We start from the raw sequence: 25,119 nt of genomic DNA on the forward strand, positions 1-25,119 counted from the left end.
GCCATGCCCACTTTTAAAAACCAATAAAAACAATGACTTATAAACAGAAAAAGCCACACAGAGGTGGCTTCGTCAAGGAGTTGGCGGGGGATGCAGCGCTAAGCCACAAGCGGCAAGCTTCAAGATAGGCATTCACTTGTAGCTTGTAGCTTAAAGCTTTGACCGCAGGTCACTTCCGCTGTAAATCATATTTCCGCATTTTCTCCACTAAGGTAGTACGGCGTATTTTGAGACGCTCGGCGGCGCGGGCGACCACTCCACAGCTGTCATCTATGGCTTGCTGGATAAGGCTTCTTTCTAGGTTGGTGAGGTATTCTTTGAGGTCTATGCCGTTCACGGGTAACAGCGCGGTGGCATCGGTGTCGACAATGGAGGGCATGCTGCCGCCCTCGCCTTCGGGTAATACTAAGTCTTCATTGCCGGGGTCTACATGGCGGAATTTTTTCGGAAGCTCTTGCACCCCCACCACCCCATAGGGATAGAGTATGGCCATGCGTTCGACCAGGTTGGCCAGCTCGCGTACATTGCCCGACCACTCGTGATGGCACAACGACATTATGGCTGCCGAGTTGAAACGTATAGAGCCGCGCTTTTCGTTTTCCATACGAGTGATGAGCTCGTTCAGCAGCACCGGTATATCTTCCACTCGCTCACGCAGGGCGGGCATTTCTATGGGGAAGACGTTGAGGCGGTAATACAAATCTTCTCTGAAGCCACCCTCGTCTATCATTTTATCTAGGTCGCGGTGTGTGGCGGCGATCACCCGTACATCGGCCTTAATGGTTTTATTGCCACCTACCCGCTCGTAACTGCGCTCTTGCAGGGCACGCAGAATTTTAACCTGCATATCCAGTGGCATGTCGCCAATTTCATCTAAAAACAGGGTGCCACCTTGAGCCATTTCAAAGCGTCCGGCCCGCGAGGTGACAGCGCCGGTAAACGCGCCCTTTTCGTGGCCAAATAATTCACTTTCTAATAATTCGCGGGGGATAGCGCCGCAGTTAACCGGCACAAAGGGCTTATCGCGACGGGTGGAGTTGTAATGCAGGGTTCTGGCGACCACTTCTTTGCCCGTGCCCGACTCACCAGTCACTAAGACGGTAACTTCTTTATCGGCCACCTGAGTAATCATTTCACGCACCCGCTGTAGCTCACGGCTGCTGCCCACTAGGCTGCGGAATAACTGCACATCGCGCTGGCGCACGCGGCCGGCGCGTATATCGTATTGCTCGCGGTAAACCTGCGCTCGGTGCAGGGAATCCATAAAGCTGTTATAGCTGGGGGGAAAGCTTAACTGTGCGATGACTTTATGCCTAAGCTCTTCGTCGCCCACGCTATCGAGATCGTGTTCGCCCATTAAAATCACCGGGCAGGAAGCATCCCATTGCTTGGCATCCTCCAAGCGCTGCGCTAAGGTTTCGCTGCTGTTGTCACCCAAAATTAGGGCTTTAACTTGACGGCTATCACTTTCCGCTTTGGCAATCAGCTCGCGCCATTGCTCACCGGTGCAGCTAAAAGGGCTGTCACCCAAAAAATCTAATATTACTGCGGCATCGTGCCTACGCTGCTCATTGTCATCTACAACAATAACGCTATTTTCATCCCACATGGACCACGAACCTTATTAAGAAGCAGCCTTAGTCTTCACCGTTGAGGGCGCACTAAGGCCTATGAGTTAAACGTAAACTATATTGGGTGTACTGGGCTGTATTGGTGTAGCTTGCCGGGCTTTTAGCCCATTATCATTTATTGGTGGCAGCTATTGGTGGTAACTATTGTTACAACACAGCGACATGGCATGCAGTAAAGCCTAATACGCCATGAGAGTCAATTTAATGACACGGGATTTTCGAAAAACGACAGAGATATTGTGATATTAATTGGTACTACTCAGCGGCAGTGGTTTTTTTTGACGGTTTTTTATCCATTCAGTGATGTCGCCCGCCGACATAGGCCTGCAGTAGTGATAGCCCTGTACCTCATCACAGCCCAAAGCTTTAATCACTGCCAGCTCCTCTTCATTCTCCACCCCTTCGGCTACCACATTGAAATTTAAGGTATGCGATAGATTGGTAACGGCGGTAACAATAGCTGCCTTATCGGAGCCTAGGGTAATGTTTTGGACAAAACAGCGATCGATTTTAATCGTATCTATAGGAAAGCGGGTGATATAGCTTAATGAGGAATAGCCGGTGCCAAAGTCATCTAAGGCTATAGAAACCCCTTCACTGCGCAACACTTCCACAATGCTACTGATATTGGGGTCGGCCATAAGCACCCCTTCAGTCATCTCTAACTCTAGATTGCTGGCAGGTAGGCCGGTGCGCTGCAGTATTTTACGTACTAAATCGGTAATGTTTTTTTCTTTAAACTGGCGGGCCGCGACATTAACTGCCATTTTGGCATCAATCAAGCCCTCATCCAGCCAGCGCTTGGCCTGCACACAGGCGGTTTCCAGCACCCAAGTGCCCAGCTCGACAATTTGCCCAGTATCTTCAGCAACTGAGATAAATTGATCGGGCGGAACCATGCCTTTAACCGGATGAAACCAACGCACCAAGGCTTCGAAACCGCATATGGACTGGTCTACTGTTGATATTTTAGGCTGATAAAATAATTCAAACTCGTTGGTATCCAGCGCGCGACGCAAGTCCCCTTGTATGGATAAATGGTTGGAAACCTTGGCCACTAAGTCGCCGCTGTATTGGCGTATCTCATTGCGCCCTTCGGCCTTGGCCTCATGCAGCGCTAAATCAGCCTGTTGAATGATGGTTTCGGCGGAGCTACCGCCTGATTCAGAATAGGCATAGCCTATACTGGCGGTAACGAATAGCTCTTGGCCACGATAAATAAAAGCCTGCTGAAAGCTGGATTTTATCTTGGCGGCAAAATCGGCCACCTGGTGACTTTGTCTGTCCGCCAACGGCAATATGGCGATAAAGGTATCGGAGGCTATGCGCCCTATAATCTCGCTATCGCCAGAATTAATGGTTTCTTTGGTAGTAGATAGGTTTTCTAACACCACGTCCGGGGCAGCAACCTTAAACATCAGTTTTAGACGCTCAGCTAACTGCAACAACACCTCATCACCGGCAGCGTGACCCATGGAGTTATTGATACGGCTAAACATGTCTAAATCTAGCACCATCACCGCCACGCATTTGCCACTGACATGGGCCCGCGGTATCGCTTGATCCAGCATGGGCTCCAATAGTGAACGGTTGGGCAGGCGCGTAAGCCGATCAAAATAAGCTAAGCGTAGGATTTCTTTTTCAGACTCTTTACGGGCAGTGATATCAACACCCAGACCCAGCATATGGCTTTCGTTATTGCGCTCATCACGCATCAGATTTAAATGCAGCTCTATATAGTGCACCTGCCCCCGCGGGGTCACAAAGCGGTGCTCTATACGGGCTTCTTTGCGCTGTTTGATCGCCCTGGCCACCGTGGCCTCTACCCACTCTTTATCATCGGGGTGGCAATGCTTATCTAACAGCGCTTTATCATCAGGGCTACAGCCCTTACCCAGTTCGTATAAACTGAACATCTCATTGGTAATCGTAAAGCGCTCACGGCCAAAGTCGTACTCCCAGTAGCCCAGTTTGGCGATAAGCTGGGCATTTTCCAGCGACTGGGTGCTAACCCGCAGCTTATCCATCATCGCCCTAGAGCGCAGGTGGTAACGTATGCGGTGTATCAGCATATTGTGATTGATAGGCTTGGTGAAAAAGTCGGTAGAGCCTACCTCATAGGCGCGGTTAATCGAGTCCACATCATCTAGGCCAGTAAGCATCAATATGGGCAGATAATAACCCTTGGGGTGTAAGCGCAACTCGCGACAAACATCAAAACCGTCAATGTCCGGCAGCAAAGCATCTAATAACACTAAGTCGGGCTGGTAGGCTTCCATAGTTTCCAGCACTACGCCACCACAGTCTACCGCTACCACCTCAAAGCCGGCATTGCGCAGGATTTTGCTCACTAATTGACGTTCAACAGGATTATCTTCTACAACGAGGATAATCGCTCGATCCTGTTCGCTGGTGGTAGCTGATGGAGTGATATCGACCAATGGAAACCTCAAAAAAACGCCTATTAAATAGGCTGTTATACCTTCTACTGAAAAGCCTGAACCAGAAGCATAGATGACAGAGCCTCATAGGGCTAATTTATTCCTGTGCAGCAGCCCCGTTTATTGGAAAAACCGCCCTATACACAAATAGTTAGCTTAACAGCTTTGGGGGTTATTAAGCTGCCCCAGCAGACTAACAAAATCGTATTCCAAATCATCAGCTAAACCTATCCAGTCCTGACGCTGTTGAGCATATAACATGTTCATTGAAATTTGATGAAACTGCGGTAAACAGACTGGCGGCACCGTTAACAGCAGCGCTTCAAAAGACTCAGTATGACTAATAATTCTATTGCTAGCCTCCAGGTGCTTACCTAGACGATACAAATGTGCTGTTGCTATTAACTGCTCAGCTAGCTCACCGGTATCTATCATAAACTCACCTCATCTAAATAACAGGTTCCAGCGATAGCCGCCCCTAAGCGAGAACTGTTATAAACCTTAAGATGCTTATGCGCCTCCAAATACAGCTCTAAACTTGACAGATAGCTAGCCAAATTGGGCACGGATTGTACTCGTTCGCCATGGCCGTTTAGCAAGTAACAGCTAGACATGGCCTGTTGCGTATGTATGCCCAACTCTTCATCGCCCCAATAACTATGAGTTTTATTATCAATAAAGCAAAAATCACAACCAAATAAAACCAACTCTTGCACCGCCATTTGTTGGGCCAAATCGATAGTCGGGTGAATCACGCTGCCCCCTAGATACAAACGACCTTTGGGGTATAGCGCGCACAAGTCATGGTATAGAGAAATATCCCCATATGCTGCATAGCGAGTCCCCTGCCACGCTGTCAGCAAGCTGTTTTGCACCACAGGGAAATAAACTAAATGGCATTGCTGACTGCTCGCTATAGCCAAGTGATCCTCGTGTATATAACGATCTATGCAACAGACAATATCGGGAATAACCCCAGCGCCATGCAGCGCCCGCATGGCCGTATCAACAGCAATTACCAGCGGAGGATTCCCCTCCTCCTGTAGCAAGGACTGCAATTGCGCAATATTCCGCTCGAAGGACGGCCCGGCGCCAACAATAATGGCTCTTGAGTAACGCCCGCTATACTCGGCGATCAATTCACGTACATCACCATCCTGCTGTAATAGCGGTGTGTTTTGCTGAAAACGAGCCTGCACCACGTTCTCATCCTCTATGGTTTTACGCTCTAGCCAATACTGCTGCAAGTGGGCGCCTACCCTATTAGCTAGCGATATATACCTGTCGGAAGCCAGTTGCATATCGGCTGGCAAAGCAATAAAAGGCCTATATATCCTAGCTGAGATATCAGCGAAATGCAGTTGAACCCTGGGGTTAGTTAACCAAAAGCGTTGATCGGTATGTGATATAAGCAACTTAAAGACCGCTTCGCTTAAGATATAGACATGCAGTTGCTTAAGTCCTGGCCGCGCCAATAAAACACGCTGAACATCCCCCATGCCAGTGCCGTATAAATAGACATGGCTAGCATTTTCCGGTACTGCCAGTGCCTGCAACTGCGCTTCTGCCTCACGATTATGGCGGCTACACAGCTGCACCTGCTCTATGGCAAGGGTTTGCTCCTGCCCCTGAATAACATTGGCGTTAAGCTGAGTACCGCCACTCTCATTAAGTAAAGCAAGTAGCGTCGGCCAGCGATTTTCAATAACCGCAAGATTCTCTGATAACATATTCATTATTATTTATTTTTAGCGTAGTTATTATGTTTACAAACGCCTTACTATACGACATTCCATCGTGCAGTCTAAGCAGATAAAACAAAAAAACGATTTTGATAACCGGCACAGATTATGCATCTGGCGAGAAGGTCGTTTATTTTTTTGACTATGCACCACCACAATACTTAGGAACAGTAATGACAGCGGCCTCGAATATACTGCAAAAAACTCACTGCAATCGCTTTAGTGATACTTATATACCTGCGATTACCCCCGAGGAGCTTGAACGTGAGGGAGCCCAGCACGTATTCCAAAAACATTTCAAAACACAACTATGGCTAACACATAGCTTGCATATAGTAATAGGTAGTGATTCAGGCCTATTAATTAAACACCTGATTAAGCAAGGCTTGCCCAACAGCGCTGTTTATCTGTTTGTTGAGTTAGATCACCTTATAGATACCGTTAAAGCCATTACTCCGGAGCTGCAACAATGGCCAGAACATATTACTTTATGCAAGCTCAGTGATTTCATTCAACAGACCGACAGAATTTTTATTGACCAATATATTTTTAACAACGCAGTACATGTACACAACTCCATAGCTGCTGCCGACAAATTAGACCCAGGCTACCACCAGCTGACTACAGACTTAAACGAGCAGCTACAAGAAAAAATATACCAAGTTGAATATGTATTGTGCGAAGAGCTTTATACCGCCTGCCAATTAAAAAACCTTTCCGAAAATAATATTTCGGCAAAGCTACTCAGTAATCAATACAATGGTGAAACCTGCTTAGTGCTAGGTGCAGGCCCATCATTAGAGCAGCATATAGCGTGGATTAAAACGCATAGAGAAAAACTCACTATTTTTGCCGTATCACGGCTATCAAATCGCTTGCTTAATGAAGGCATCATACCCGATATCATAGTCTGCGCCGACCCCATGGCCATCAGCTTTGATATCAGCAAAGAACTACTACTATTCCCCTCTGACACACTATTTATTAACGCCTATCATGTAGTTCCCACCCTACTGTCACAATGGCATGGCAAAAACGCATTTTTAGGGAGTCGCTATCCTTGGGAAAACACTATGGATGCAGAGGCCGCAGCTCTCGCAGGGCCTACAGTGACTAACACGGCGCTGTGTGCAGCAGCCGAAATGGGTTTTTCCCGCATATTACTGGCAGGGGTAGACCTGTGTTTTGCGGCCGATGGCAGCAGCCATGTACAAGGGGGTAAAGAGGGTGTCATGACTGCCCACCTGGGCTTTGAAGGTGTAAACGTGACCACCTATGCCGGCAACCAAGCAACAACCGACAGGCAAATGCAGCAAGCCGTACAACACCTCGAGAAGCAAGCTGACATAATTGCGCAAATGGGGAAAACCCTGATCAACATTTCATCAAGTGCGGCTGCCGTAAGCGGCATAGAACATATAAACACTGCAAATATAGACTTAACAACAAGAACAACCCTTAGACCCTGCCAATTAGTTCCTGATATTAGTCGCGAAGCGTATATTCAAGATAATCTGGCAGTCATTTCAGAACTAGAAAAAACAGTAAAAGAACTTGATAAAATATTAAGTCTCTGTAAAGACGCTATTAAACACAATAAAAAGATATTTAAACTAGACCAGAATGGTAATTACAACCTCAAAGCCAAACAAAAAGTTGATAGCATACAACGCACTCTAGACAACAATTTTCAGCACCTAACAACGCTCTTAAAAACTATGGGGGTAAAGTTTTTTATTGATTTTTTAAAGCCAGACGACCAAAATACCAGCAGCGACAAAGAGCTAGAAAACAACGGCAAGTCTTATTATCAAGCCTATATGAAAAGCGCTGAATCTTTAAAGTGGCATATTAATTCCAGCATTATCAGAGTAAATAGTCGTCTGCAAGAATGTAATAAATCAGCCAATGTTGAGCAACTCATTAACCAGTGGCAAGCTGACCAACAACCCGGCAGAGCACAACTTTGGATAGACAGAAATCCTGAAATCTATAAACAGCTAAGCCGGCAACAACAGCAAACCTTGCAACAACTTTGCGCAGAGCTTCAGCAGACTATCAACGCAACAGAAACCAGCTATTCAAAAGCCTATGCTGCTGTCGACCACACGACCGGCACCGAGGATAAAATATACAGCATGGCGTTTAAAAACGATCATGGTGAACTACTAAAAATTGCCAACGAATTAAAAAGTAATAGCTCGCTTGATGCGAATAGCATAGAACAACATTTGTATTTCTTAGCTCTAGCCTTTTATCACTTATGCTTTAACGAACCACAAAAGGCACTGGCCTCTTTTTCAGAAACCAAACCGGAGCAACTTAGAGAAGACGCCTTAAAAGCCATTTTGAATCTAAGCTTAGGGGAGCAAGACACAGGAAAGGCGGAAAACGCCTTACTGCTGCTCTCTAATATTTCTCACCTATATACGCCACACTATGCCAATATTTTATATTTAAATAATAAAATCAATGAATCCATACAAATCTATACTAGCTATTTGCAAGAGCACCCCGACGACGTACCTTGCTGGATTAGCCTAGGCAAGGTTTATATAGCCATAAAGGAAGACGACATGGCCGACATGGTGCTCAATCATGTGCTAGAGATAGATCCTGAAAACACCCTAGCCTTAGAATTAAAAGCTTAATGAATATACGAGAGAAAACCCAACAAGCATTTATTGATGGCGACGAGAAGGCGTTTTTAAGCGCCACTTTTGATGAGCTGTGGCCGATCACAAGAAGTATTAGTGGCCCGGGCATAGAAGAGTCGCTAGCTGTATTTAAACGCCACATGCCTATACAAATAGAAAAAGTCGCTACCGGAACAAAAGTCTTTGATTGGGTGACACCTCAAGAATGGCATTTTAAACGTGCTGTTCTCACCGCCCCAGACGGCAGTATTATCTGTGATAGCAACGACAGTAACTTGCATGTGCTTAACTACTCTACCAGCATAGATAAAAAGCTTGACCTAAATGAGCTACTGCCGCACCTATACAGCCTACCAAACCTGCCTACGGCAATCCCTTATGTCACCAGCTATTACAAAAAAAATTGGGGTTTTTGCATTAGTGACCAAAAAAAGAAAACACTAACAGCTGGAACCTATCACGCCAAAATTGAATCTGACTTTGTAGACGGCGGTATACCTTTTGGGCAGTGCTTATTACCAGGAGAGAGCAAAAAAGAAATATTATTAAGTAGTTATCTCTGCCACCCCTCTCTCGCCAATAACGAGCTGTCTGGGCCGCTGGTACTACTAGCCCTATACCGACGCATTCAAAAATGGCCGAAGCGGCGCTATAGTTATAGATTTTTGCTCAATCCAGAAACTATAGGCGCACTATGTTTCTTACACACGCATGGGCAGAAACTTAGCCAAAACATAATCTCCGGCATGGTACTAACCTGTCTAGGCGGCCCTGTAGAGCAACTGCGTTACAAAGCGAGCCGCAACGATAACAGCTTATTCGACAAGGTGGCCAACGCTATCACCGGTAAAGACCTATCCATAGCTGAACCTTTAGACTATGAGCTTTATTCACCATTAGGCGGTTCTGATGAACGGCAATACGGTTCACCAGGCTTTAATTTGCCCGTTAGCCAAATCGCCAGAACTTGCTACGGAAATTATGATGGCTACCATAACTCTTTAGATGATAAAGCTTTTATGGATATCAACAGCCTGATTAAAAGCGTTGATAGCATTGAACAGTTTTTATTGTATGCAGAGGTTTGCGGCAAGCCTATCAACCTAGCCCCCTATGGCGAACCTCAGCTAGGCCCCAGAGGGCTGTACCCCAATGTTAATGCCGCCAGCACTCGAGCAAACTCTGATGATAAAGAAGTAGATGGCCGTACTCGCCTGCACCATATTTTACAACTACTGAGCTTAGCTGACGGCCAGCATGATTTATTTTATATTGCTGAAAAATGCCAATGCAGCATTGATGAACTTAAGCTGGTTGTAGAGCTATTAGAACAACATCAATTAATGAGTTACTAACAAAAAAATATGAATATATTATTTTTAACCGGCTCCCATCCTAGGCACAGCCATATTGCACGCCAATTACATGAAGCAGGCATGTTAAATGCCCTAATCATAGAGCAGCGAGAAGAGCACTTACCCTCACCACCGGCAGACTTAGCCGATCAGACCGCCAAGCTTTTTAGCCATCATTTTTTACAGCGAGCCAACACAGAAGATAAATTCTTTAGCTCTAAAGAATTCCCTGCGGTAAAAACCTTAAACGTCAGTATGGATGAACTTAATGGCAACAAAACTGCTGAATTTATCAAACATATTAACCCTGACATCGTCATCAGTTATGGCGTGCACAAACTAGAGCCACATATACTAGCCTGCGCCAAAGGCGAAAAGTGGAATATTCATGGCGGCCTTTCCCCTTGGTACCGAGGCGCTATCACCCACTTTTGGCCTAGTTATATGTTAGAGCCACAAATGACTGGCATGACCGTACACGACTTAAGCCAACAATTAGATGCCGGCTCCGTTATACACCAAAACGCCGCCCCCATGGTGCGTGGCGACAAACTACACGACATAGCCTGCAGAGCCGTTAGCGATATCGCTTATGAGTTACCCAAAGTCATAGAAAAATTTTACCGTGACAAAACGCTAATCAAAAAACCACAAACAAGCTCTGGCAAGCTCTGGCTGGCTAGCGATTGGCGGCCCGCTCACTTGCATATGATTTATGATTATTACAACGATCAAATTGTCGATGCTTTTTTAGATGGTAATTTCCAAATAAAAAACTACGAATTACACAGGCAATTCGCACTTTAATGTTGATCTAACAAGCCAGCAATAATATCAACAGTACGCTTAACGCCACCACCTATGGTAAAATCGGCCATGGCAGCCACTATTTCTTGCCTAACACTACCTTCCAGTAGTAACCCATTGATTTGCGAAAAGTCCTGCCTCTTAATCAATAATGCTAGTTTGTTATTAACTACCACATCAATTTCGGCTTGGCTCACCATACCCTCGGGCAACAACACAGCAGACGGCACTTGGGCTGCCAGCAACTCAAAAAAACTAGCGCCATAAACACTTATCGCCGCATCGCATTGCTCCATTAATGGCTGCAGAGTATCGGGGGATTGTATTAACTGCCAACGCAACCGCGGCTGTTCGGGCAGCTTGGGCCCTTGCGCATAGGGGCCCTGCACCCACACCACCGTCGTGCCGGCGGTAAGCTGCTCATCCAATAAGCAAGGTAAAAACTGGCCGTAGTGAAAAGCATCACTCCCCCCCGTTAGCACCAGCAAATTATTCGATTTAATAGTGGCATGATTAGTAGGGCTAGACTGTGAAAAAATATACTCTGGGCCAGCATATATATGGGGCAATTTTTCACCGCCATAGGCCAAGGTAGGCACCATGATCGCGTCAAAATATTGCGGCCATTGGTAGAGCTGATCTAGACCTAGTAGCTTTATGTTGTTGGCTTTCAACGCAGTTAAAACATGCTGCCACTGCTGCGGCTGAATTAAGCGCTGCGGGAATACATCGACAATAACAGCACTAACATCAACATTGCTCAAATGCTCACATAGCGCCGATTCACAACTAAACCATGAAACATGATTAAATCGTAAACTTGGTAAATCCAATTTATCACCCAGCACCAAAATCTCTGTGCCCAGGCCCGTCTCTTCTTGTAATCGCTGTGCAATACTAAGCGTACGAGTAAGTTGACCTAAACCTTTTTGGCTAGAAGCCTCACAAACAAATACAACTTTACCGTATTTTTTATAGCCACTTTTTTGCATAACATGCTGATTGATATTTTTAAAACTTGGGTCGGCAGCCAGCTCTGCCTTTAACCAAAGTAAGTCCACCAAACTATCCACGGGGTTGCTTGCATACCAACGCTGATAGACTTGATTCATAAATTGATAATCAGCCACCGTATCTACCGATATTCTATGCTTAAAACAATAACGCTCATCAACGGTAATAGATCCTACATTCAGAATGTCGCCCCCCGCAACAGCTAGGGCCACATGCTCTCTATGTAAGGGTGTAATACTATGCTGCACAACTTTTTTCCAGCCTGCATAGCTAAAAGGTAATATGCCCTCATGTATCAAACGATGATGTATGGCAGGGTCTATAGCTACACCTTCCCAATCCTTATGTGCTGATAAAGTTTGCAGCAAACTATCGGTAAAGTCTGGGTCTACCAGTGGGCAGTCACCACAAACATAAACCATACGTTTAGGCTGATAGTGCTCAACCACAGCATCTACTCTGGCCACCAAATCATTAACATCACCTTGATAGGTGAACACCTCTACACCAAATTCTCTAGCCCAGGAAATTAACGGTTGGTTATAATCATCTGCCGTTGTCGCCAACACTAATAGAGGCTTACTCTTGCAGGCTTGCAGACGCTTAAAAACCTGTTCTATTAATGGCCGCCCCGCCAAGGGCAGTAAATGTTTTTGCGGTAGTCTACTGGAATTGAGCCTGGCCCCTACCACAATTAACTCCGTAGTCATGGCTCGCCCCGCCATGCTTCTAATGAGAAGCTAAAATCTAACAGCTTACCCCCAGCTTGCAGGCTTTCGTCAATTTCTACTAAAGAAAAAAACAAACGCGTCATTCTTTCTTGGCCTATTTTTTTGTTGTACAACATGGGGATGGCAGCGCAAGACTCTTGAGGCCAGGAAACCTTAACTCCCCGCCCCGGCCAACCAAACCACAACACCCCCTCTGTTGCCCCTAAGCAGTTATTAGCAGACACCAAGGTTGAAGCGCCTTGGCCATAATCCACATCCTCTGCCAGCACCATCGTTTCCGCATATTCACCGCCGTGGTGACAAACCACTGTAGTCTGCTCAGGACTCGTATCCAACAAGGTCAACCAGCCTAAACGCAAGCTACCTACGGGACGCTGCCAACCCGAAAAATGATAGTGGCAATGTAGTGCGGTGGCGGTAACTTGATAACACTTTACCAAGGGGCCCAACGCTGTTGTTAGGTTCATCTCCAACCACAGGCTATTGGCCTGCTGGTAAAGGCAAAACTGCACAGGTTGTAAATCCGTTACGCGCTGCCTTTGCGTAGGCAGCTCTACCACGAGGTGATTACTGTAAAAATCGGCCCCCAGCTCTATGCGAGAAAAATGGCCATGCTCTAAAGTCCCCAAGACCGGCTGTTCTGCCTCAGAGAAAGACAAACTCACCAAACTACCGCCTCTGGATAAATTAATAACGGCAGTTAAACCTTGATAATTAACATGTAAAAAATTTCTTTTTTCATCTAAGTAACAACCATGCTCAGCGTATTGATTTTCGCTAATGACTGACTTTTTTTCGCCTACAGCTTCTGTTATTACCTCAGCTTCCATAGCAGCCACGTCTGCCAATAAAGCCTGATAACGTGTCTCGGTAAGATGGGTACGATAATCACTAGCCCATAGCCGACACAAATGCTGCCATGATTTTTCATCAGACGAATCTTGCGCCAGTAGCCGTTTGTATTCGGCAAAGCACAGGGTGTTAAGCCATAAATCATTTCTACCGGTTATTGCCCAACGGCTTAAATTATATTTACGCTGTTTTTTTACCGCTACCGGGTGGGCGCTATTCACCAATTCAAGCAGCGGCAATGCCGTCTGGTTATCGGCTAATAGCTGACTAGGTAAGACCCAGCGGTAGCGCTCAGCTAAGGCTTTAAAGGTATGGGATATTAGCGACCACTCTGAGCGTTTTTTTAATGCCGCCTCCTCACCAAAGCGCCCCGGTCTAAAGTCAAACACCTCGGCATCATTACCATAAATAGGGAAGCATTTTACATCTACATGGTGCGCAATCGTATCGTCAACAAAGGCCAAATAATCATCATTAAATAATTGACCATGGGCGACTCTTTGTAATTTCTGGAAAGCAATACTCCAATTCCATAAAACAGCAATAGCTCTACCACTAGCCGCTTTTGCCTGCACTGGTGAAAACAACCACTGCTCTGGCCACTCGGGGTTTAACGCTCGAGCATTATCCCACTCAACAACTACCGCCTTAAAACCACAATCAATATAAATATCTAACAAGCCATTTGATACCGCCTGTTCATTAATATAGGCGATAGAGGGTTGGTAATTTAAAAGCTCACGGTACTGTTTTAAACCCAGTAATAAATTTTTGCGGTTAACCGCTGCGGGTACTAAAGGCCCTATGATTTGACTGTCGCCACTGGCCAACAACTCACAACGCCCTAGCTCCAACAACTGTTTAAATTTACTAATCCATAAGGGGTCTGCATTAGCGATACATTCTAAGGTGTAGGCCGTTAACTCTAGCGCCAAAGGTATTTCGCTTTCTTCAACTAAGCGCAACAACGGCCAATAGCAATGCTGAATAACCTCTTCATGCTGCTTTTCATCTATGGATGAAAATGCCAGATTTAAATGAAAGATGGCATATAGCGAGGGCATTAGCTCTCCACCTCAAACGTTATCGCTTGCACCGCACCCTCGACGCGTTGTTTTGCCTGTTGATAATTATCCGCCTCACAAATAATAGTTCCTGCTCTCGCACCATGGTTATCAATAGTGGCCTGCATATCACCCACCTGCGCATAAATATCTAACATATTGACATAGGGTAGCTGCAAAACAGTGTCTACATGTTTAATAGCGGTAATTTTGCCTGCTGGCGGGAAAAAATAACGCACCCCTAGGTATCTTTTATGCTGCTCAGTTAAGCGTTCCCGGGCTATGGCTTTACCCATACACAAATCAATTAATACACCTACCAAGTCTATGCCATAGGCCATAGGTATATGATGCGTCGCTAAGTAATTACCCGACAAACGCCCCGCTAATTCTATAATTTCTGGCCCCTGCTCGGATAACACAATATCGGCCTTAACTGTGCCCCACTGCAAACCTAATGCTAAAGCACCGCGCTCTATCAGATCCCGAATTTGTTCTAACAACTCACCCTCAAACCGCGAGGGGATAATACCGCCGTCTTCGACTATATAAGGCTTGGTTGCCTGCATGTTTTCATAATTACGGTCTGCATAGGCAACAGCTTGATAACTATCACCCACAAACATACCCTCTACACTCAATTGCGGACCAGCAACAAAGCGTTCCAGTATCAGATAGCCATTAGCACATGACTGCATCGCGTGAGCAAAAGCCCAGGCTAAATCGCAGCCCGGCTCCAAATACAACACCCCTCTAGAGCCTCTGCCATCACTGGGTTTTAATATTAGCGGGGCAGGAAACAACTGCTGCACTTGCAGCTCTAATTGCGCCAAGGTTTGTATAGGCCAAAACTCCGGGGTTGCTACCCCCGCCTGTTGAAAGTCGGCTTTCATATGCAATTTATTGGTTAAGCGCTGCACCCCTGCGCTGGCGGCACAAGGTAAACCCAAAGACTCAGCCACTCGTGCCACGGTATAGGGCACGTCATTGGCAATAGTCATCACCCCGTTGATTTTATGCGTTTTATCGAATTCGCTAACAACGGCCAAGGTTTGCTCAACATTTCTAGCGCTACAAATAAGGGCATGGTCTGCCGCTTTCAAGCCCGGTGCATTGGGGTCTATATCGGTACCCACCACCGTATAACCTTTTTGTTTTGCCAACGCATAGGCTGGCACTTGTTCACGGCCAGCGCCGATAATTAAAAGTGTTTCCATTATTCTTAAGGCTCTAGTGACATTAATGTTGCACTGAATAGCGGTTTGCAGTTCATAATACACAGAAAAGTTGCTACTATCGACACCGATTATCAAGGCTAACTATTTAAAAAATATGGAGTTTTTATAGCCTTAGCTAAAAATAAATGGCCAAAACTAGTACCCATACGGCCCTTTGTTTAGACGAATTGATTACATAGATTTAGCTTTCTGCCGATGACTACTCTATCGGCAGCAACGACAAAACATCCATTAAATAGCTAGCCCTCAACCCGGCAACTTTTAACCCACAAAACGGTGAAAAAATGTACAAAGACTACCAGTATCTACAGGAAATCATGACACCGGAACAGGTTAAAGCCGTTCCATTAACTGAGCTGCCGCAGCTTTGTGATGAATTACGGCAAGAGCTTATCGCCATTATTGCCACTACAGGCGGCCATATAGGCGTCAACCTGGGTGTTATTGAGCTCACCGTTGCCCTTTATTACAGCTTCGACTTCCCCAACGATGGCTTGGTATGGGATATAGGCCACCAGATTTATATACAAAAAATGCTTACTGGCCGGCTGCCCCTGCTAAAAGAGATACGCCAAAATGGTGGCTCGCCCGGCTATGCCTATCGCCCTGAAAGCGAATTTGAGCGCGTTACCTCTAGCCATGCCGGCGCATCATTATCATTAGCCTTAGGTGCCAGCATGGCCAACCGGCTAAAGGGTAATACGCAAATGAGCATTGCCGTTACCGGCGATGGCTCTTTGGTTGAAGGCTCTATACAAGAAGCCTTAAACCATATGGCCGCCGACAAGGGCAGAACCCTATTAATTATTAATGATAATGAAATGGCTTTGGATAAAAATTTTGGTGGGCTACATGAACACCTGAAAGCGATTAGCCGCAACCCTGAGAAAAGCAGCAATGTTTTTACCGAATTAGGCCTACAGTACCAAGGCCCTATCGATGGCCACGATGTTATTGCCTTGGTGCAGCTGTTTAAACACTACGACAAGGAGCTGGACGCCCCCGCGGTATTACATATAAAAACTATTAAGGGCAAAGGTCTGGAAAGCATGGCCGATAACAGCCCAGTACGCATACACTGGAACTTCCCTTTTAATACAGAAACCTTAGAGAATACCGAAGGGCCTAAGTCGCCTTCTCACGCAGGAGCTTTTGCTCAAAGCTTAGGGGAGCTACTAGAACAAGATGACAAGGTTTTTGTGATCACCCCCGCCACCTTACAAAACACCGGTATTTACAAACTATCGCAGCAATACCCTCAGCGCGTTATTGATGTAGGCATGGCAGAGCAGCACTCCATTACCCTGGGCTGCGGCATGGCACTAGAAGGGATTAAACCTATTATTTGCTTTGAATCCACCTTTCTACAACGCGTGTATGATCAAATCATTCACGATGCCTGCATATCAAACATCCCCATACTGATGGTCGCTGCCCGCTCAGGGCACACCGGCCTAGATCATTGCACCCACCACTCACTTTTAGACTTATCTTATTTACGCATAGTGCCCAATTTGCGCGTGCTATACCCTGCCGATCAAGAAGATTTAAAAGCCTGCTTAAAAAGAGAAGCCGCTAATCTAAACGGGCCCACGCTTATTTTATTCCCCTATGGCGGCACCATTGATGACCCACAGAAACCGCTAGAGCTAGATTACCAACTTAGCGAACAAGCCGCTGAAAAGACCCTAATACTCAGCGTAGGTATGCAGCACTTAAATGCGCAAAAAGTGCGGGCCCAGCTGCAAGCACAAAATATTAACAGCCGACATATTGCCGTTACCTGCCTATCCACTATGGAACCTAAACTTAAAGCGCTGCTGCAACAGGTTGAAACCATTATCACCCTGGAAGAAAATATTCTCGATGGCGGCCTAGGCTCTTTTGTTTTTGAAAACATAGAAAATGGCAGCAAGCGCCCCACAATTTTGCGCTATGGTTTTCCGAAGAAATATATTGAACATGGCACCCGCGATTGGATTTATAAAAAATACCATATAGATGCAGAGAGCATCAGCCTATCCGTTAGTCAACATTTTGCCCAACAGCAACAAGGTTAAAATCATGAAAACCCTAGCCGCAAAACTTGTTGCAGCCCATCGCTTTGAAGTAACGGAAGTAGAATTACCTGCACTAAACAGCGATCAGGTTTTAATCGATGTCAGCTCCTGTGGCATATGCTCCTCTGAAGTACCTATTTTTGACGGCTCCACCGTAGGCACTCCCGGGGTTTCATTTCGCTATAAAGAGTACCCCGCTGATTTAGGCCATGAAGTGGTAGGCACAATTATCGACAAAGGCAAACATGTACAAAACTTTGCCCTAGGCGACGTGGTCACGGGTTTAACCTATAGTGGCTGCGGCTTTGCCCAGCACTTTATAGAAAACCAGGATATGCTGGTAAAAGTGCCCGACAATTATTTAACACGCTCGCAGTTTGCTGTAGGCGAACCCTTGATGGCGACCATTAATATTATTAACCAATGCCAGCCACAATACGGCGATAGCGTTTTAGTGGTTGGCGATGGTTTTATGAGCCAATTACTTATTGCCGCACTAGCAAAGCTACCTTTGGCACAGTTAATTGTGGTGGGTCATCATGAAAACCGGCTAGCCATGGCAAAACGTTTTGGCGCTACCGCTGTTATCAACAATAAAACCAGCGATGCTTGGCAACAAGTGATGACACTCACCCAAGACTTAGGCGCAGACATCGCTATAGACTATGCAGGCACCTCCTCGGCACTGGGCTTGGCCGCCAGCCTCTGTAAGGCTAAAGTGAGAGCCAAGTTAGTATTAGCCGCCGCCTACGATAACAACATGCCTATTACCATAGGTAACTACCTGCAAAATCGTGCACCGGTATTAATACCTGCCTACCCCAATCAATCGCAAAACAAGCAATTAGATTTGGAGCGCGCCATGTGGGCATTATCGCAAGATATTTTCCCTATGGAAGAGCTAATCACTCATCAATATAGCTTGAGCGCAGTAGGACAAGGCTACCAGGAGAGTATTGCCCGATCGGGAGATTTCATTAAAGGCATAGTGCTACCGCAACAGGTTTAACTCGGTAGCGGCGCTGTTGATATGGCTATTTCTGCAACCTGCCCCTGCATATGCTGCAATAAAATAGGTGGGTTGGCAGGCCTAGCCATTTGGCCTTTTACCGAATATAAAGAAAAACCAAAATACTGCTGGGGGTCGCGCAGCTGCTCCCCTACTGTTGTCAGCAATTCATAAGAGGCATTGGCATAGGGCAAATGCACAGCATTAATTTTGTTATTTTTTAGCCAGTTGCGCCTAGTCACCGAAGCTTCAAAATCATGGCTAATACCGGCGTCAGTTAAAAATACTTTATACCCCTGCTGCTTAGCTCGCAAACAAAATGCTACTTCTTCTAAACCATAGGGGTAATAATTAGGTTCATAACCGCCCAACTCCCTACGAAAAACAAAACATAAAGCCGAAGCATAATCGACTTCAACAAAATTATTTTTAATCCAAGCACAACGCTGCGGCCCGTTGACATTGCCTACGGGCAACACCCAGAACGGATATTCTAAACCATCGGCATTTTCAGGGTCTGCTAAGGAGAAACAATAACCTCCAGTATAAGCACCCACTATACCCACTTCTGGCTTATCCTCTAATAGCTGCACCAACGGCGCTAATGGGTCTTTTTTTGAAAAAGCCAAGTCATCGGGCATTAGCGCTATATATTTGCCTTTAGCCACAGCTATACCTGCATTCATGCCGCCGCCATAGCCTAAATTTTCACGTGGATACACCAGCTTAAGATCATAAGCTTGTGACAGTTTATCGATAGCCGTATAAACACTGGCATCTTGTGAGCCATTGATAACAATCACTAACTCTAAACTCTTTGATGCGGGGAAATTTTCAGTAAAAGAACTGAGCATATCGACAAATTTATTATTATTATTTAGGCCCGTTAAGATAATAATAGATAATTGCTTCTCAAAATATTGTTGCAGCCCTGAAAAAGCTTTAGGCACCTCAATCCGCGCCATAGCCGCCAGAACATTAGACACTGGCGAACAATAAGAGAGTATAGTCGCGCCGCTATTAATTAAAGCCGATATACGAGAACTAACCGTTTCTGTTTCATTGACACGGTAGCCTCTAGCTCCCATCACCTCATAACTTAAAAAATAAACATGTAGGGCCTTATCGTGCACCGCAGCAAGTAACTCTTCAATACTGAGCTCTTCTAGCACCAATGCATGTTTAAATACTGAATGATTTTCAGCCACAGAAAACGTTTCACAAAACTCCGCCTTTGCTATCAGCACTAGCTGACCAGTCGCTTGACACGCATCCAGTTCGGACAAAATAGCTTCAACATTAACTGCTGCGAGACTATTTTTAAGTATGAGCTCTAATGCCGACATATATAAACCACGCTACTCTTCGGCCAGCATTGCTTTATAGCGCAAGATAGCTGACTCACTTGTATTTAACTGCCCGTATTGGCTAAGTAAGGTCGTATTAATTTTATAACACTGGATATTATTGGCCGCGCCTTCGTTATACACACAAGGATACCCACCCAACGCAGCCAAATCCGCTATGCGAACGCTATTATTAGCGGCCACATTAACAACACCCTTAAAACCAGCATTTAAAAGACGGTTCACGTGCACAGGGATATCATCCGTATAGATAAAATTTAATTTTGACTCGGCAGAAACAAATAACTTCTTATTAGGATTAAAATAATCAAACACGGGGTTTTTAGTTAAACCCGGCCCCAGCAGTCCTGGCAGCCTAACCACCATAGCAGAAGCAGAAAATTTCAGTACTATTTGCTCGGCTAAATATTTATGAAAGCCATAGACGTGCTGCTGCGCAGGATCAATTACCGTGTTTTCTTTGGTGGTGTCGCTACTACCCGGGTGACTATAAACATCAACACTGGAAATCAATACCGTCTTCTTAGCCTTAATAGCATGAACATAGTGCGCCACACTAGCCACCGAGGCCTCAAAATCTTTCGCTGGATGTTGGCCCGCAAAACCTTTATTCGCATTACCTAAGGCCAATACCAGCAGATCACACTCCGCACCGCTAATAGCGTGCATTTGCTCACGGCCAACAGTAATAAGCGCTGGTGATATTTGCGAAAAATACCGACAAAACGCCGAACCGACTAAACCGTTATAACCTACTACGATAACTTTCATACTAACCGACGAAATTGATCGACATATCAAAATCAGGATTAACGACATCCTCTAAAGCCAAATTCATTTGTATGTGCTTACAATACATACCGCAATTACTGGGTTTAACCCAGCTCTCTATATCTTTATTAACGGTATCCTCCCATATTTCTTGCATGGAGTTTTCATTAATATTGCCTATATAAAAATTTTCTTCACCACGGGCATTTTTACAAAATGCCACATGCCCTTCAGCTAATATAGCGATTTGAAAGAAATGCGCATAACAGGCAGAGGGTTTTTCAATTTGATCTTGATACCATACATAACCTGAAGTTAATAACTTAGTTGGCGTTGTTTTAAGATAGAGTTCGGCATTTGTAAAATAACCCGCCGCTAGCGGGCCATCCCAAAACGCCCCTTTGTCAGTAGTAAACTGATCGGGTGCTACTTGTATATAATTAATACCTATATCACCCAACAGCTTGGCTAAATTGGGCACACTGGTAACATTTTCTGGTGTAACTAACATCCTTGCACCGATATTAACCCGGCCAGCCATTTGCTCTTTAGTTGCTTGCATTAGAGCAATATTACCGATTATTTTTTCGAAGTGATTGATACCCTGAACTTTCTCATAACTCTCTTGGTCACCACCCGCGATAGAAATGCGTATCCAAGTCAAATGTTTAACCAAACTCTCAACATTTTTTGAGTGTATCGCGCTACCATTGGTTATCAAGCCGCAATCAAGGCCTATAGTCGCCGCATGCTCTAAGATTTTAATATAATCCTTATGCAGCATGGGTTCACCACCCCCTGTAAAGCTAACCCCTCTAGTACCACAGTCTTTTAGCTCGGTAAGGGTTTTTATAATAACATCGGTATTTAAGGTAGAACGGTCAGTGGCAATATGTTCGGCATAAAAACAAAAACTACAGCGATGATTACACTGGTTAGTTAAATCTATCTCCACAGTAACTGGAAAAGGCCTACCCCCTGACTTGAGCTCATTAACTCTGTCAGGGTGATAAAATATCTTTTTAGAGAAATCAAAATTTTCAAGTTTCATTATCAACTCCCATTCATCAATCTATGCACAGAACACTAACTATTCAACATCTGTGTATAGACCGATACAAACTGTTTTAACTCTTCACTACGGCATGGCTGCGGGTAAATAGAGCTATAATTAAAATCATCTGCTTGATTTGACGAGCCCAACTCAAGTGCCACAGGCGCACCTGTCTCTTTTTCTGCTATTTCAGCACAAAGGCCCGCAAACTCCCCCAAGCTCAACATACTGCTAGCTACTGGGTTGAGCACTTTATAGCCACTGCTCCCAGCTAATAACCATTGTTCAATTTCACCGGCTATGGCATCTGTCGAAATAAAATTTCTTTTAATCGCTGGCGAATTCACAGCTATACGCCCTTCGCAAACAGCCTTTTTTGGAAATAAAAACGGCACCAACTGCCAGCGAGTAAAACGTTTTTGATCAAAGCCCAAACCAAAAACCGCATTGGGCCTAATAATAAGAGCCTCTATACCCCGCTCCCTCACCAATCGTTGTAGAATTTGTTCGCTGGCATAATGCCCTATCGCATAATCAGACAGGGGGTTAACCGCTGTTGTTTCGTTTATTGCACCTACCATAGGGCCATAAACATGTGCAGTAGAGATATAAACAAATTTTGTTATTCCTGCACCTATAGCTTTAGAGAACAGGTCATAAATTCCTGTAGTTGAACGATTATAAGCTTGCGTACTATCAACGGTGAAATCTTCATCGCGAACGCCAGCAGCATGTATAAGTACGTCTAAACCTTGCAATTGCGTAGCGTCTATAGGTTTATTTAAATCCAGGCAACATTCATCCTGAGAGCGCCCTAAATAACGCAAGGTATGACTGGCAAGGCGAACTCTAATTGCAGAGCCTATTAATCCAAAACTACCCAACAGCCCTATATTCATTCGCTTAACACCGTAGGGCTTGACCAACGCAATTGCTCATCTAGCTGGCCGCTTTCTATTAATTGCCGCAAGCTATTTAAACGAATCAATAAGCTGGTTCGAAAATTCCCGTTTGAAAAACCTATCTTTTGAAAGTTTTCGACTAAGTCTTGAATGGTAGCCGGCATATCCCACTGCGGCTGATAATCAGGCGCAAGCCGCTGATAACGGCTAAAGTCTACTTGATAGCTGCGGTTATCTGGCGAAGCATCTTGCGCATAGGTCACTTTGGCATCACTAATAATAGTGGCCGTTAATTCTGCCAAGGCATTAACCCGCAGCGTCATAGCCGCTGAACCTATATTCACAACCTCTATCGCTACACCATCACGATGCAGAGCCCAATCTATAGCCCTTGCCATGTCTTCAACATGGATAAATGGTCGCCAGGCATTGCCCGAACTCAGCAAATAAATTTCTTTATTAGCAATGGATGACGCGACAAAATCATTAACCACTAAATCTAAACGGGTACGCGGCGCATAACCGCAAGCCGTACCAAAGCGTAAACAACTTACCTGAAAACTGTCATCGGCCAGCTGTGCTAATTGCTGCTCACTGTCGACCTTACTTCTGGCATAGGCGGTGAGAGGGTTTAGGATACCACTTTCATCGACCAACTCTTCAGCCGCTGCCCCATAAACACTGCAACTGGAAGCCAGCACAAAGCGCCCTACATGAGCAGATTTGGCTTTAGCCGCTAGCGCTAGCGTACCGGTTAAATTTATAGACTCGGTAGCCTGCTCAAAAGATTTCCCTATAGGGTCATTTGAGACTGCAGCCAAATGCACCACAGCATCAAAACCCTGCAACTGCTCAAGACTAATATCGCGTATATCGCAGCTTAACTGCCTGTCCAACAACAGCTCCGGAGGCGCATCCACGCTAGTCAACTGATCAACAAAGAAACCGCTATCGACACCTACCAACAGCGCCTGAGGATATTTTTCGCGCAGATAGCGAGTCAACACCCCGCCTACATAACCTAAGTTACCTGTAATTAAGATATTCATATTTTTTAGCTATCTTGGTTAGGCCATATACGCCATGGGGCTTGGTTGGTTTTCCATAGCTGGTCTAGCTTTTGCTGATCTCTTAAGGTATCCATGCACTGCCAGAAGCCGTCGTGGTGATAAGCCGATAACTGGCCATCTGCCACTAGCCTATTCATAGGCCCCTGCTCCCACATTTCATCGTCACCCTGCACATAGTCTAAGGCCTTAGGGTCTAGTATAAAAAAACCACCATTAATACGAGGTTTATCGGCTGCTTCAGGCTTTTCTTGAAAACGCGTCACTTTGCCATCTTCTATTTCTAAATAGCCATAACGTGAAGGGGGCACTACGGCTGTTACCGTAGCCAAGCCTTGGCTGCTTTGGTGCTGCGCAAATAAGGCATTGATATCAACATCGGCAACACCATCGCCATAGGTCATACAGAACGCTTGGCCATCTAAATAAGGTGCTATTTTCTTTAGCCTTCCACCTGTTGCTGTTTCTAAACCCGTATCTATCATGGTGACATTCCAGGGCTCGCAATTATTTTTTAAAAAGCTAGCCTTACCTTCAGCCAAATTGACACTAACGTCAGAGTTATAAGCATGAATGTTTAAAAAATAATCTTTAATAACTTCCCCTTTATAGCCGAGGCATAGAATAAAATCATTAATTCCAAACATGCTGTAATACTTCATAATATGCCACAATATGGGCCGCCCAGCCACCTCCACCATAGGTTTGGGGATAGTGCTGGTTTTTTCTTTTAAGCGGGTGCCAAAGCCACCGACTAATATTACTGCTTGCATTAGCCCTGCCTCCACGATTTTTCATGCGCCGGTATATCAAACGTCGGCCAATCGCTGTCTTTATCAGAGATTAATGCTGGCACCACAGGTAGCTCAATTTTTATAAAGGGATCATTGTAGGCAATACCTTGCTCCACACCAGGGCGATAAGACTGAGTTGCCATATATAAAACATCGGTATTATCTTCTAAAGAAATAAACGCATGGGCACAGCCCTCGGGCACGTAAAACATATTGCCCTCTTCTGCGCTGAGATAGGCACCACAAGCCTGACCAAAGGTTGGCGACTGAGGCCTCACATCTACCGCTATATCGTAGATGCTGCCGGCAACACAGCGCACTAGCTTGCCCTCTTGATAAGGCGGCAACTGAAAATGAAACCCTCGCAAGGTATGTTTCTTAGGGTTGCGTGATAAGTTCATTTGTTCAAAATGTGTGGGCAAGCCCTGCTCGGCAAACTCTTTTTCACAAAAAGCTCTAGCAAAAAAACCTCGCTCATCCACCATAGGATCCAGGCTAATTAATTGTACATCTGCAATAATTTCGCGCTTAAATTTCATCTTTAACTCTTTATCCGATATTAC

19 protein-coding genes are annotated in these 25,119 nt (G+C 45.3%); 5 read left to right on the forward strand and 14 right to left on the reverse strand.

Annotated elements, in window-relative coordinates:
* Positions 1 to 169 precede the first annotated feature (169 nt).
* The 4 genes from B067_RS0114985 to B067_RS0115000 all read right to left on the reverse strand — a co-directional run bounded on the left by B067_RS0114985 (position 170) and on the right by B067_RS0115000 (position 5,808).
* Positions 170 to 1,609 (reverse strand): sigma-54 dependent transcriptional regulator, encoded by a 1,440-nt coding sequence (locus B067_RS0114985; protein ID WP_019530905.1) that lies wholly within the window; start codon positions 1,607 to 1,609, stop codon positions 170 to 172.
* Positions 1,610 to 1,876: 267 nt separating this feature from the next.
* Complete coding sequence (locus B067_RS0114990; RefSeq protein ID WP_083921436.1) at positions 1,877 to 4,084, reverse strand: putative bifunctional diguanylate cyclase/phosphodiesterase; 2,208 nt, start codon at positions 4,082 to 4,084, stop codon at positions 1,877 to 1,879.
* A 144-nt stretch (positions 4,085 to 4,228) separates the two neighbouring features.
* Complete coding sequence (locus B067_RS0114995) at positions 4,229 to 4,507, reverse strand: hypothetical protein (RefSeq protein WP_019530907.1); 279 nt, start codon at positions 4,505 to 4,507, stop codon at positions 4,229 to 4,231.
* Complete coding sequence (locus B067_RS0115000) at positions 4,504 to 5,808, reverse strand: motility associated factor glycosyltransferase family protein (RefSeq protein ID WP_019530908.1); 1,305 nt, start codon at positions 5,806 to 5,808, stop codon at positions 4,504 to 4,506. The genes B067_RS0114995 and B067_RS0115000 overlap by 4 nt, the downstream gene beginning before the upstream one ends.
* 179 nt (positions 5,809 to 5,987) lie before the next feature.
* Between B067_RS0115000 and B067_RS0115005 the strand changes: the two genes are divergently transcribed.
* From B067_RS0115005 to B067_RS0115015, 3 genes are read left to right on the forward strand one after another with little or no spacing between them, the layout of a single operon-like run.
* On the forward strand, positions 5,988 to 8,465 hold the full coding sequence (locus tag B067_RS0115005; protein WP_019530909.1) for a 6-hydroxymethylpterin diphosphokinase MptE-like protein: 2,478 nt from the start codon (positions 5,988 to 5,990) through the stop codon (positions 8,463 to 8,465).
* Positions 8,465 to 9,826 carry a DUF4910 domain-containing protein gene (locus B067_RS0115010; protein WP_019530910.1) on the forward strand — a complete coding sequence of 454 codons (1,362 nt, stop codon included), beginning with the start codon at positions 8,465 to 8,467 and terminating at the stop codon, positions 9,824 to 9,826. Before B067_RS0115005 ends, B067_RS0115010 begins: the two co-directional genes overlap by 1 nt.
* A 9-nt stretch (positions 9,827 to 9,835) precedes the next feature.
* Positions 9,836 to 10,633 carry a formyltransferase family protein gene (locus tag B067_RS0115015; RefSeq protein WP_019530911.1) on the forward strand — a complete coding sequence of 266 codons (798 nt, stop codon included), beginning with the start codon at positions 9,836 to 9,838 and terminating at the stop codon, positions 10,631 to 10,633.
* Here the strand turns inward: B067_RS0115015 and B067_RS0115020 are convergent.
* From B067_RS0115020 to B067_RS0115030, 3 genes are read right to left on the reverse strand one after another with little or no spacing between them, the layout of a single operon-like run.
* Complete coding sequence (locus B067_RS0115020; RefSeq protein WP_019530912.1) at positions 10,630 to 12,357, reverse strand: cytidylyltransferase domain-containing protein; 1,728 nt, start codon at positions 12,355 to 12,357, stop codon at positions 10,630 to 10,632. The two genes, B067_RS0115015 and B067_RS0115020, sit on opposite strands and share 4 nt — an antisense overlap.
* Positions 12,354 to 14,294, reverse strand: a complete 1,941-nt coding sequence (locus tag B067_RS0115025; protein WP_019530913.1) for a hypothetical protein — start codon at positions 14,292 to 14,294, stop codon at positions 12,354 to 12,356. Before B067_RS0115025 ends, B067_RS0115020 begins: the two co-directional genes overlap by 4 nt.
* Positions 14,294 to 15,511 carry an ATP-grasp domain-containing protein gene (locus tag B067_RS0115030; RefSeq protein ID WP_156820853.1) on the reverse strand — a complete coding sequence of 406 codons (1,218 nt, stop codon included), beginning with the start codon at positions 15,509 to 15,511 and terminating at the stop codon, positions 14,294 to 14,296. The genes B067_RS0115025 and B067_RS0115030 overlap by 1 nt, the downstream gene beginning before the upstream one ends.
* 305 nt (positions 15,512 to 15,816) lie before the next feature.
* On the opposite strand from B067_RS0115030, the gene B067_RS0115035 reads away from it, so the two are divergent.
* Positions 15,817 to 17,592, forward strand: a complete 1,776-nt coding sequence (locus tag B067_RS0115035) for a 1-deoxy-D-xylulose-5-phosphate synthase (RefSeq protein WP_019530915.1) — start codon at positions 15,817 to 15,819, stop codon at positions 17,590 to 17,592.
* Between the two features lie 4 nt (positions 17,593 to 17,596).
* Entirely contained in the window at positions 17,597 to 18,601 is a 1,005-nt protein-coding gene (locus B067_RS0115040; RefSeq protein ID WP_019530916.1) for a zinc-dependent alcohol dehydrogenase, read from the forward strand.
* On the opposite strand, the gene B067_RS0115045 is transcribed toward B067_RS0115040, so the two are convergent.
* Genes B067_RS0115045 through rfbC form a run of 7 tightly spaced genes read right to left on the reverse strand, consistent with a single transcriptional unit; the run spans position 18,598 to position 25,095 of the window.
* Positions 18,598 to 19,947, reverse strand: coding sequence for a glycosyltransferase (locus B067_RS0115045; protein ID WP_019530917.1), 1,350 nt, complete (start codon positions 19,945 to 19,947; stop codon positions 18,598 to 18,600). The genes B067_RS0115040 and B067_RS0115045 overlap by 4 nt on opposite strands.
* A 12-nt stretch (positions 19,948 to 19,959) precedes the next feature.
* The gene (locus B067_RS21425) at positions 19,960 to 20,739 is read right to left on the reverse strand and encodes an NAD-dependent epimerase/dehydratase family protein (RefSeq protein ID WP_019530918.1); all 780 of its coding nucleotides are present in this window, start codon (positions 20,737 to 20,739) and stop codon (positions 19,960 to 19,962) included.
* Between the two features lies 1 nt (position 20,740).
* Entirely contained in the window at positions 20,741 to 21,790 is a 1,050-nt protein-coding gene (locus B067_RS0115055; RefSeq protein ID WP_019530919.1) for a radical SAM protein, read from the reverse strand.
* 35 nt (positions 21,791 to 21,825) lie between these two features.
* Positions 21,826 to 22,692 carry an NAD-dependent epimerase/dehydratase family protein gene (locus B067_RS20645; RefSeq protein ID WP_019530920.1) on the reverse strand — a complete coding sequence of 289 codons (867 nt, stop codon included), beginning with the start codon at positions 22,690 to 22,692 and terminating at the stop codon, positions 21,826 to 21,828.
* On the reverse strand, positions 22,689 to 23,744 hold the full coding sequence (locus tag B067_RS0115065) for an NAD-dependent epimerase/dehydratase family protein (protein WP_019530921.1): 1,056 nt from the start codon (positions 23,742 to 23,744) through the stop codon (positions 22,689 to 22,691). The genes B067_RS20645 and B067_RS0115065 overlap by 4 nt, the downstream gene beginning before the upstream one ends.
* Before the next feature lie 5 nt (positions 23,745 to 23,749).
* Positions 23,750 to 24,535, reverse strand: a complete 786-nt coding sequence (gene rfbF / locus B067_RS0115070) for a glucose-1-phosphate cytidylyltransferase (protein ID WP_019530922.1) — start codon at positions 24,533 to 24,535, stop codon at positions 23,750 to 23,752.
* Positions 24,535 to 25,095: a dTDP-4-dehydrorhamnose 3,5-epimerase gene (gene rfbC, locus B067_RS0115075; RefSeq protein WP_019530923.1), complete on the reverse strand. Its 561-nt coding sequence runs from the start codon at positions 25,093 to 25,095 to the stop codon at positions 24,535 to 24,537. The genes rfbF and rfbC overlap by 1 nt, the downstream gene beginning before the upstream one ends.
* Positions 25,096 to 25,119 lie beyond the last annotated feature (24 nt).

The organism is Dasania marina DSM 21967, assembly GCF_000373485.1.
Classification (GTDB): Bacteria; Pseudomonadota; Gammaproteobacteria; order Pseudomonadales; family Dasaniaceae; genus Dasania; species Dasania marina.

What these genes read in the sequence shown, in the direction of transcription:
- B067_RS0114985 (WP_019530905.1), bottom strand. Translation starts at nt 1,609, where the DNA reads ATGTGGGATGAAAATAGCGTTATTGTTGTAGATGACAATGAGCAGCGT.
- B067_RS0114995 (WP_019530907.1), bottom strand. Translation starts at nt 4,507, where the DNA reads ATGATAGATACCGGTGAGCTAGCTGAGCAGTTAATAGCAACAGCACAT.
- B067_RS0115000 (WP_019530908.1), bottom strand. Translation starts at nt 5,808, where the DNA reads ATGAATATGTTATCAGAGAATCTTGCGGTTATTGAAAATCGCTGGCCG.
- B067_RS0115005 (WP_019530909.1), top strand. Translation starts at nt 5,988, where the DNA reads ATGACAGCGGCCTCGAATATACTGCAAAAAACTCACTGCAATCGCTTT.
- B067_RS0115010 (WP_019530910.1), top strand. Translation starts at nt 8,465, where the DNA reads ATGAATATACGAGAGAAAACCCAACAAGCATTTATTGATGGCGACGAG.
- B067_RS0115015 (WP_019530911.1), top strand. Translation starts at nt 9,836, where the DNA reads ATGAATATATTATTTTTAACCGGCTCCCATCCTAGGCACAGCCATATT.
- B067_RS0115020 (WP_019530912.1), bottom strand. Translation starts at nt 12,357, where the DNA reads ATGACTACGGAGTTAATTGTGGTAGGGGCCAGGCTCAATTCCAGTAGA.
- B067_RS0115025 (WP_019530913.1), bottom strand. Translation starts at nt 14,294, where the DNA reads ATGCCCTCGCTATATGCCATCTTTCATTTAAATCTGGCATTTTCATCC.
- B067_RS0115030 (WP_156820853.1), bottom strand. Translation starts at nt 15,511, where the DNA reads ATGGAAACACTTTTAATTATCGGCGCTGGCCGTGAACAAGTGCCAGCC.
- B067_RS0115035 (WP_019530915.1), top strand. Translation starts at nt 15,817, where the DNA reads ATGTACAAAGACTACCAGTATCTACAGGAAATCATGACACCGGAACAG.
- B067_RS0115040 (WP_019530916.1), top strand. Translation starts at nt 17,597, where the DNA reads ATGAAAACCCTAGCCGCAAAACTTGTTGCAGCCCATCGCTTTGAAGTA.
- B067_RS0115045 (WP_019530917.1), bottom strand. Translation starts at nt 19,947, where the DNA reads ATGTCGGCATTAGAGCTCATACTTAAAAATAGTCTCGCAGCAGTTAAT.
- B067_RS21425 (WP_019530918.1), bottom strand. Translation starts at nt 20,739, where the DNA reads ATGAAAGTTATCGTAGTAGGTTATAACGGTTTAGTCGGTTCGGCGTTT.
- B067_RS0115055 (WP_019530919.1), bottom strand. Translation starts at nt 21,790, where the DNA reads ATGAAACTTGAAAATTTTGATTTCTCTAAAAAGATATTTTATCACCCT.
- B067_RS20645 (WP_019530920.1), bottom strand. Translation starts at nt 22,692, where the DNA reads ATGAATATAGGGCTGTTGGGTAGTTTTGGATTAATAGGCTCTGCAATT.
- B067_RS0115065 (WP_019530921.1), bottom strand. Translation starts at nt 23,744, where the DNA reads ATGAATATCTTAATTACAGGTAACTTAGGTTATGTAGGCGGGGTGTTG.
- rfbF (WP_019530922.1), bottom strand. Translation starts at nt 24,535, where the DNA reads ATGCAAGCAGTAATATTAGTCGGTGGCTTTGGCACCCGCTTAAAAGAA.
- rfbC (WP_019530923.1), bottom strand. Translation starts at nt 25,095, where the DNA reads ATGAAATTTAAGCGCGAAATTATTGCAGATGTACAATTAATTAGCCTG.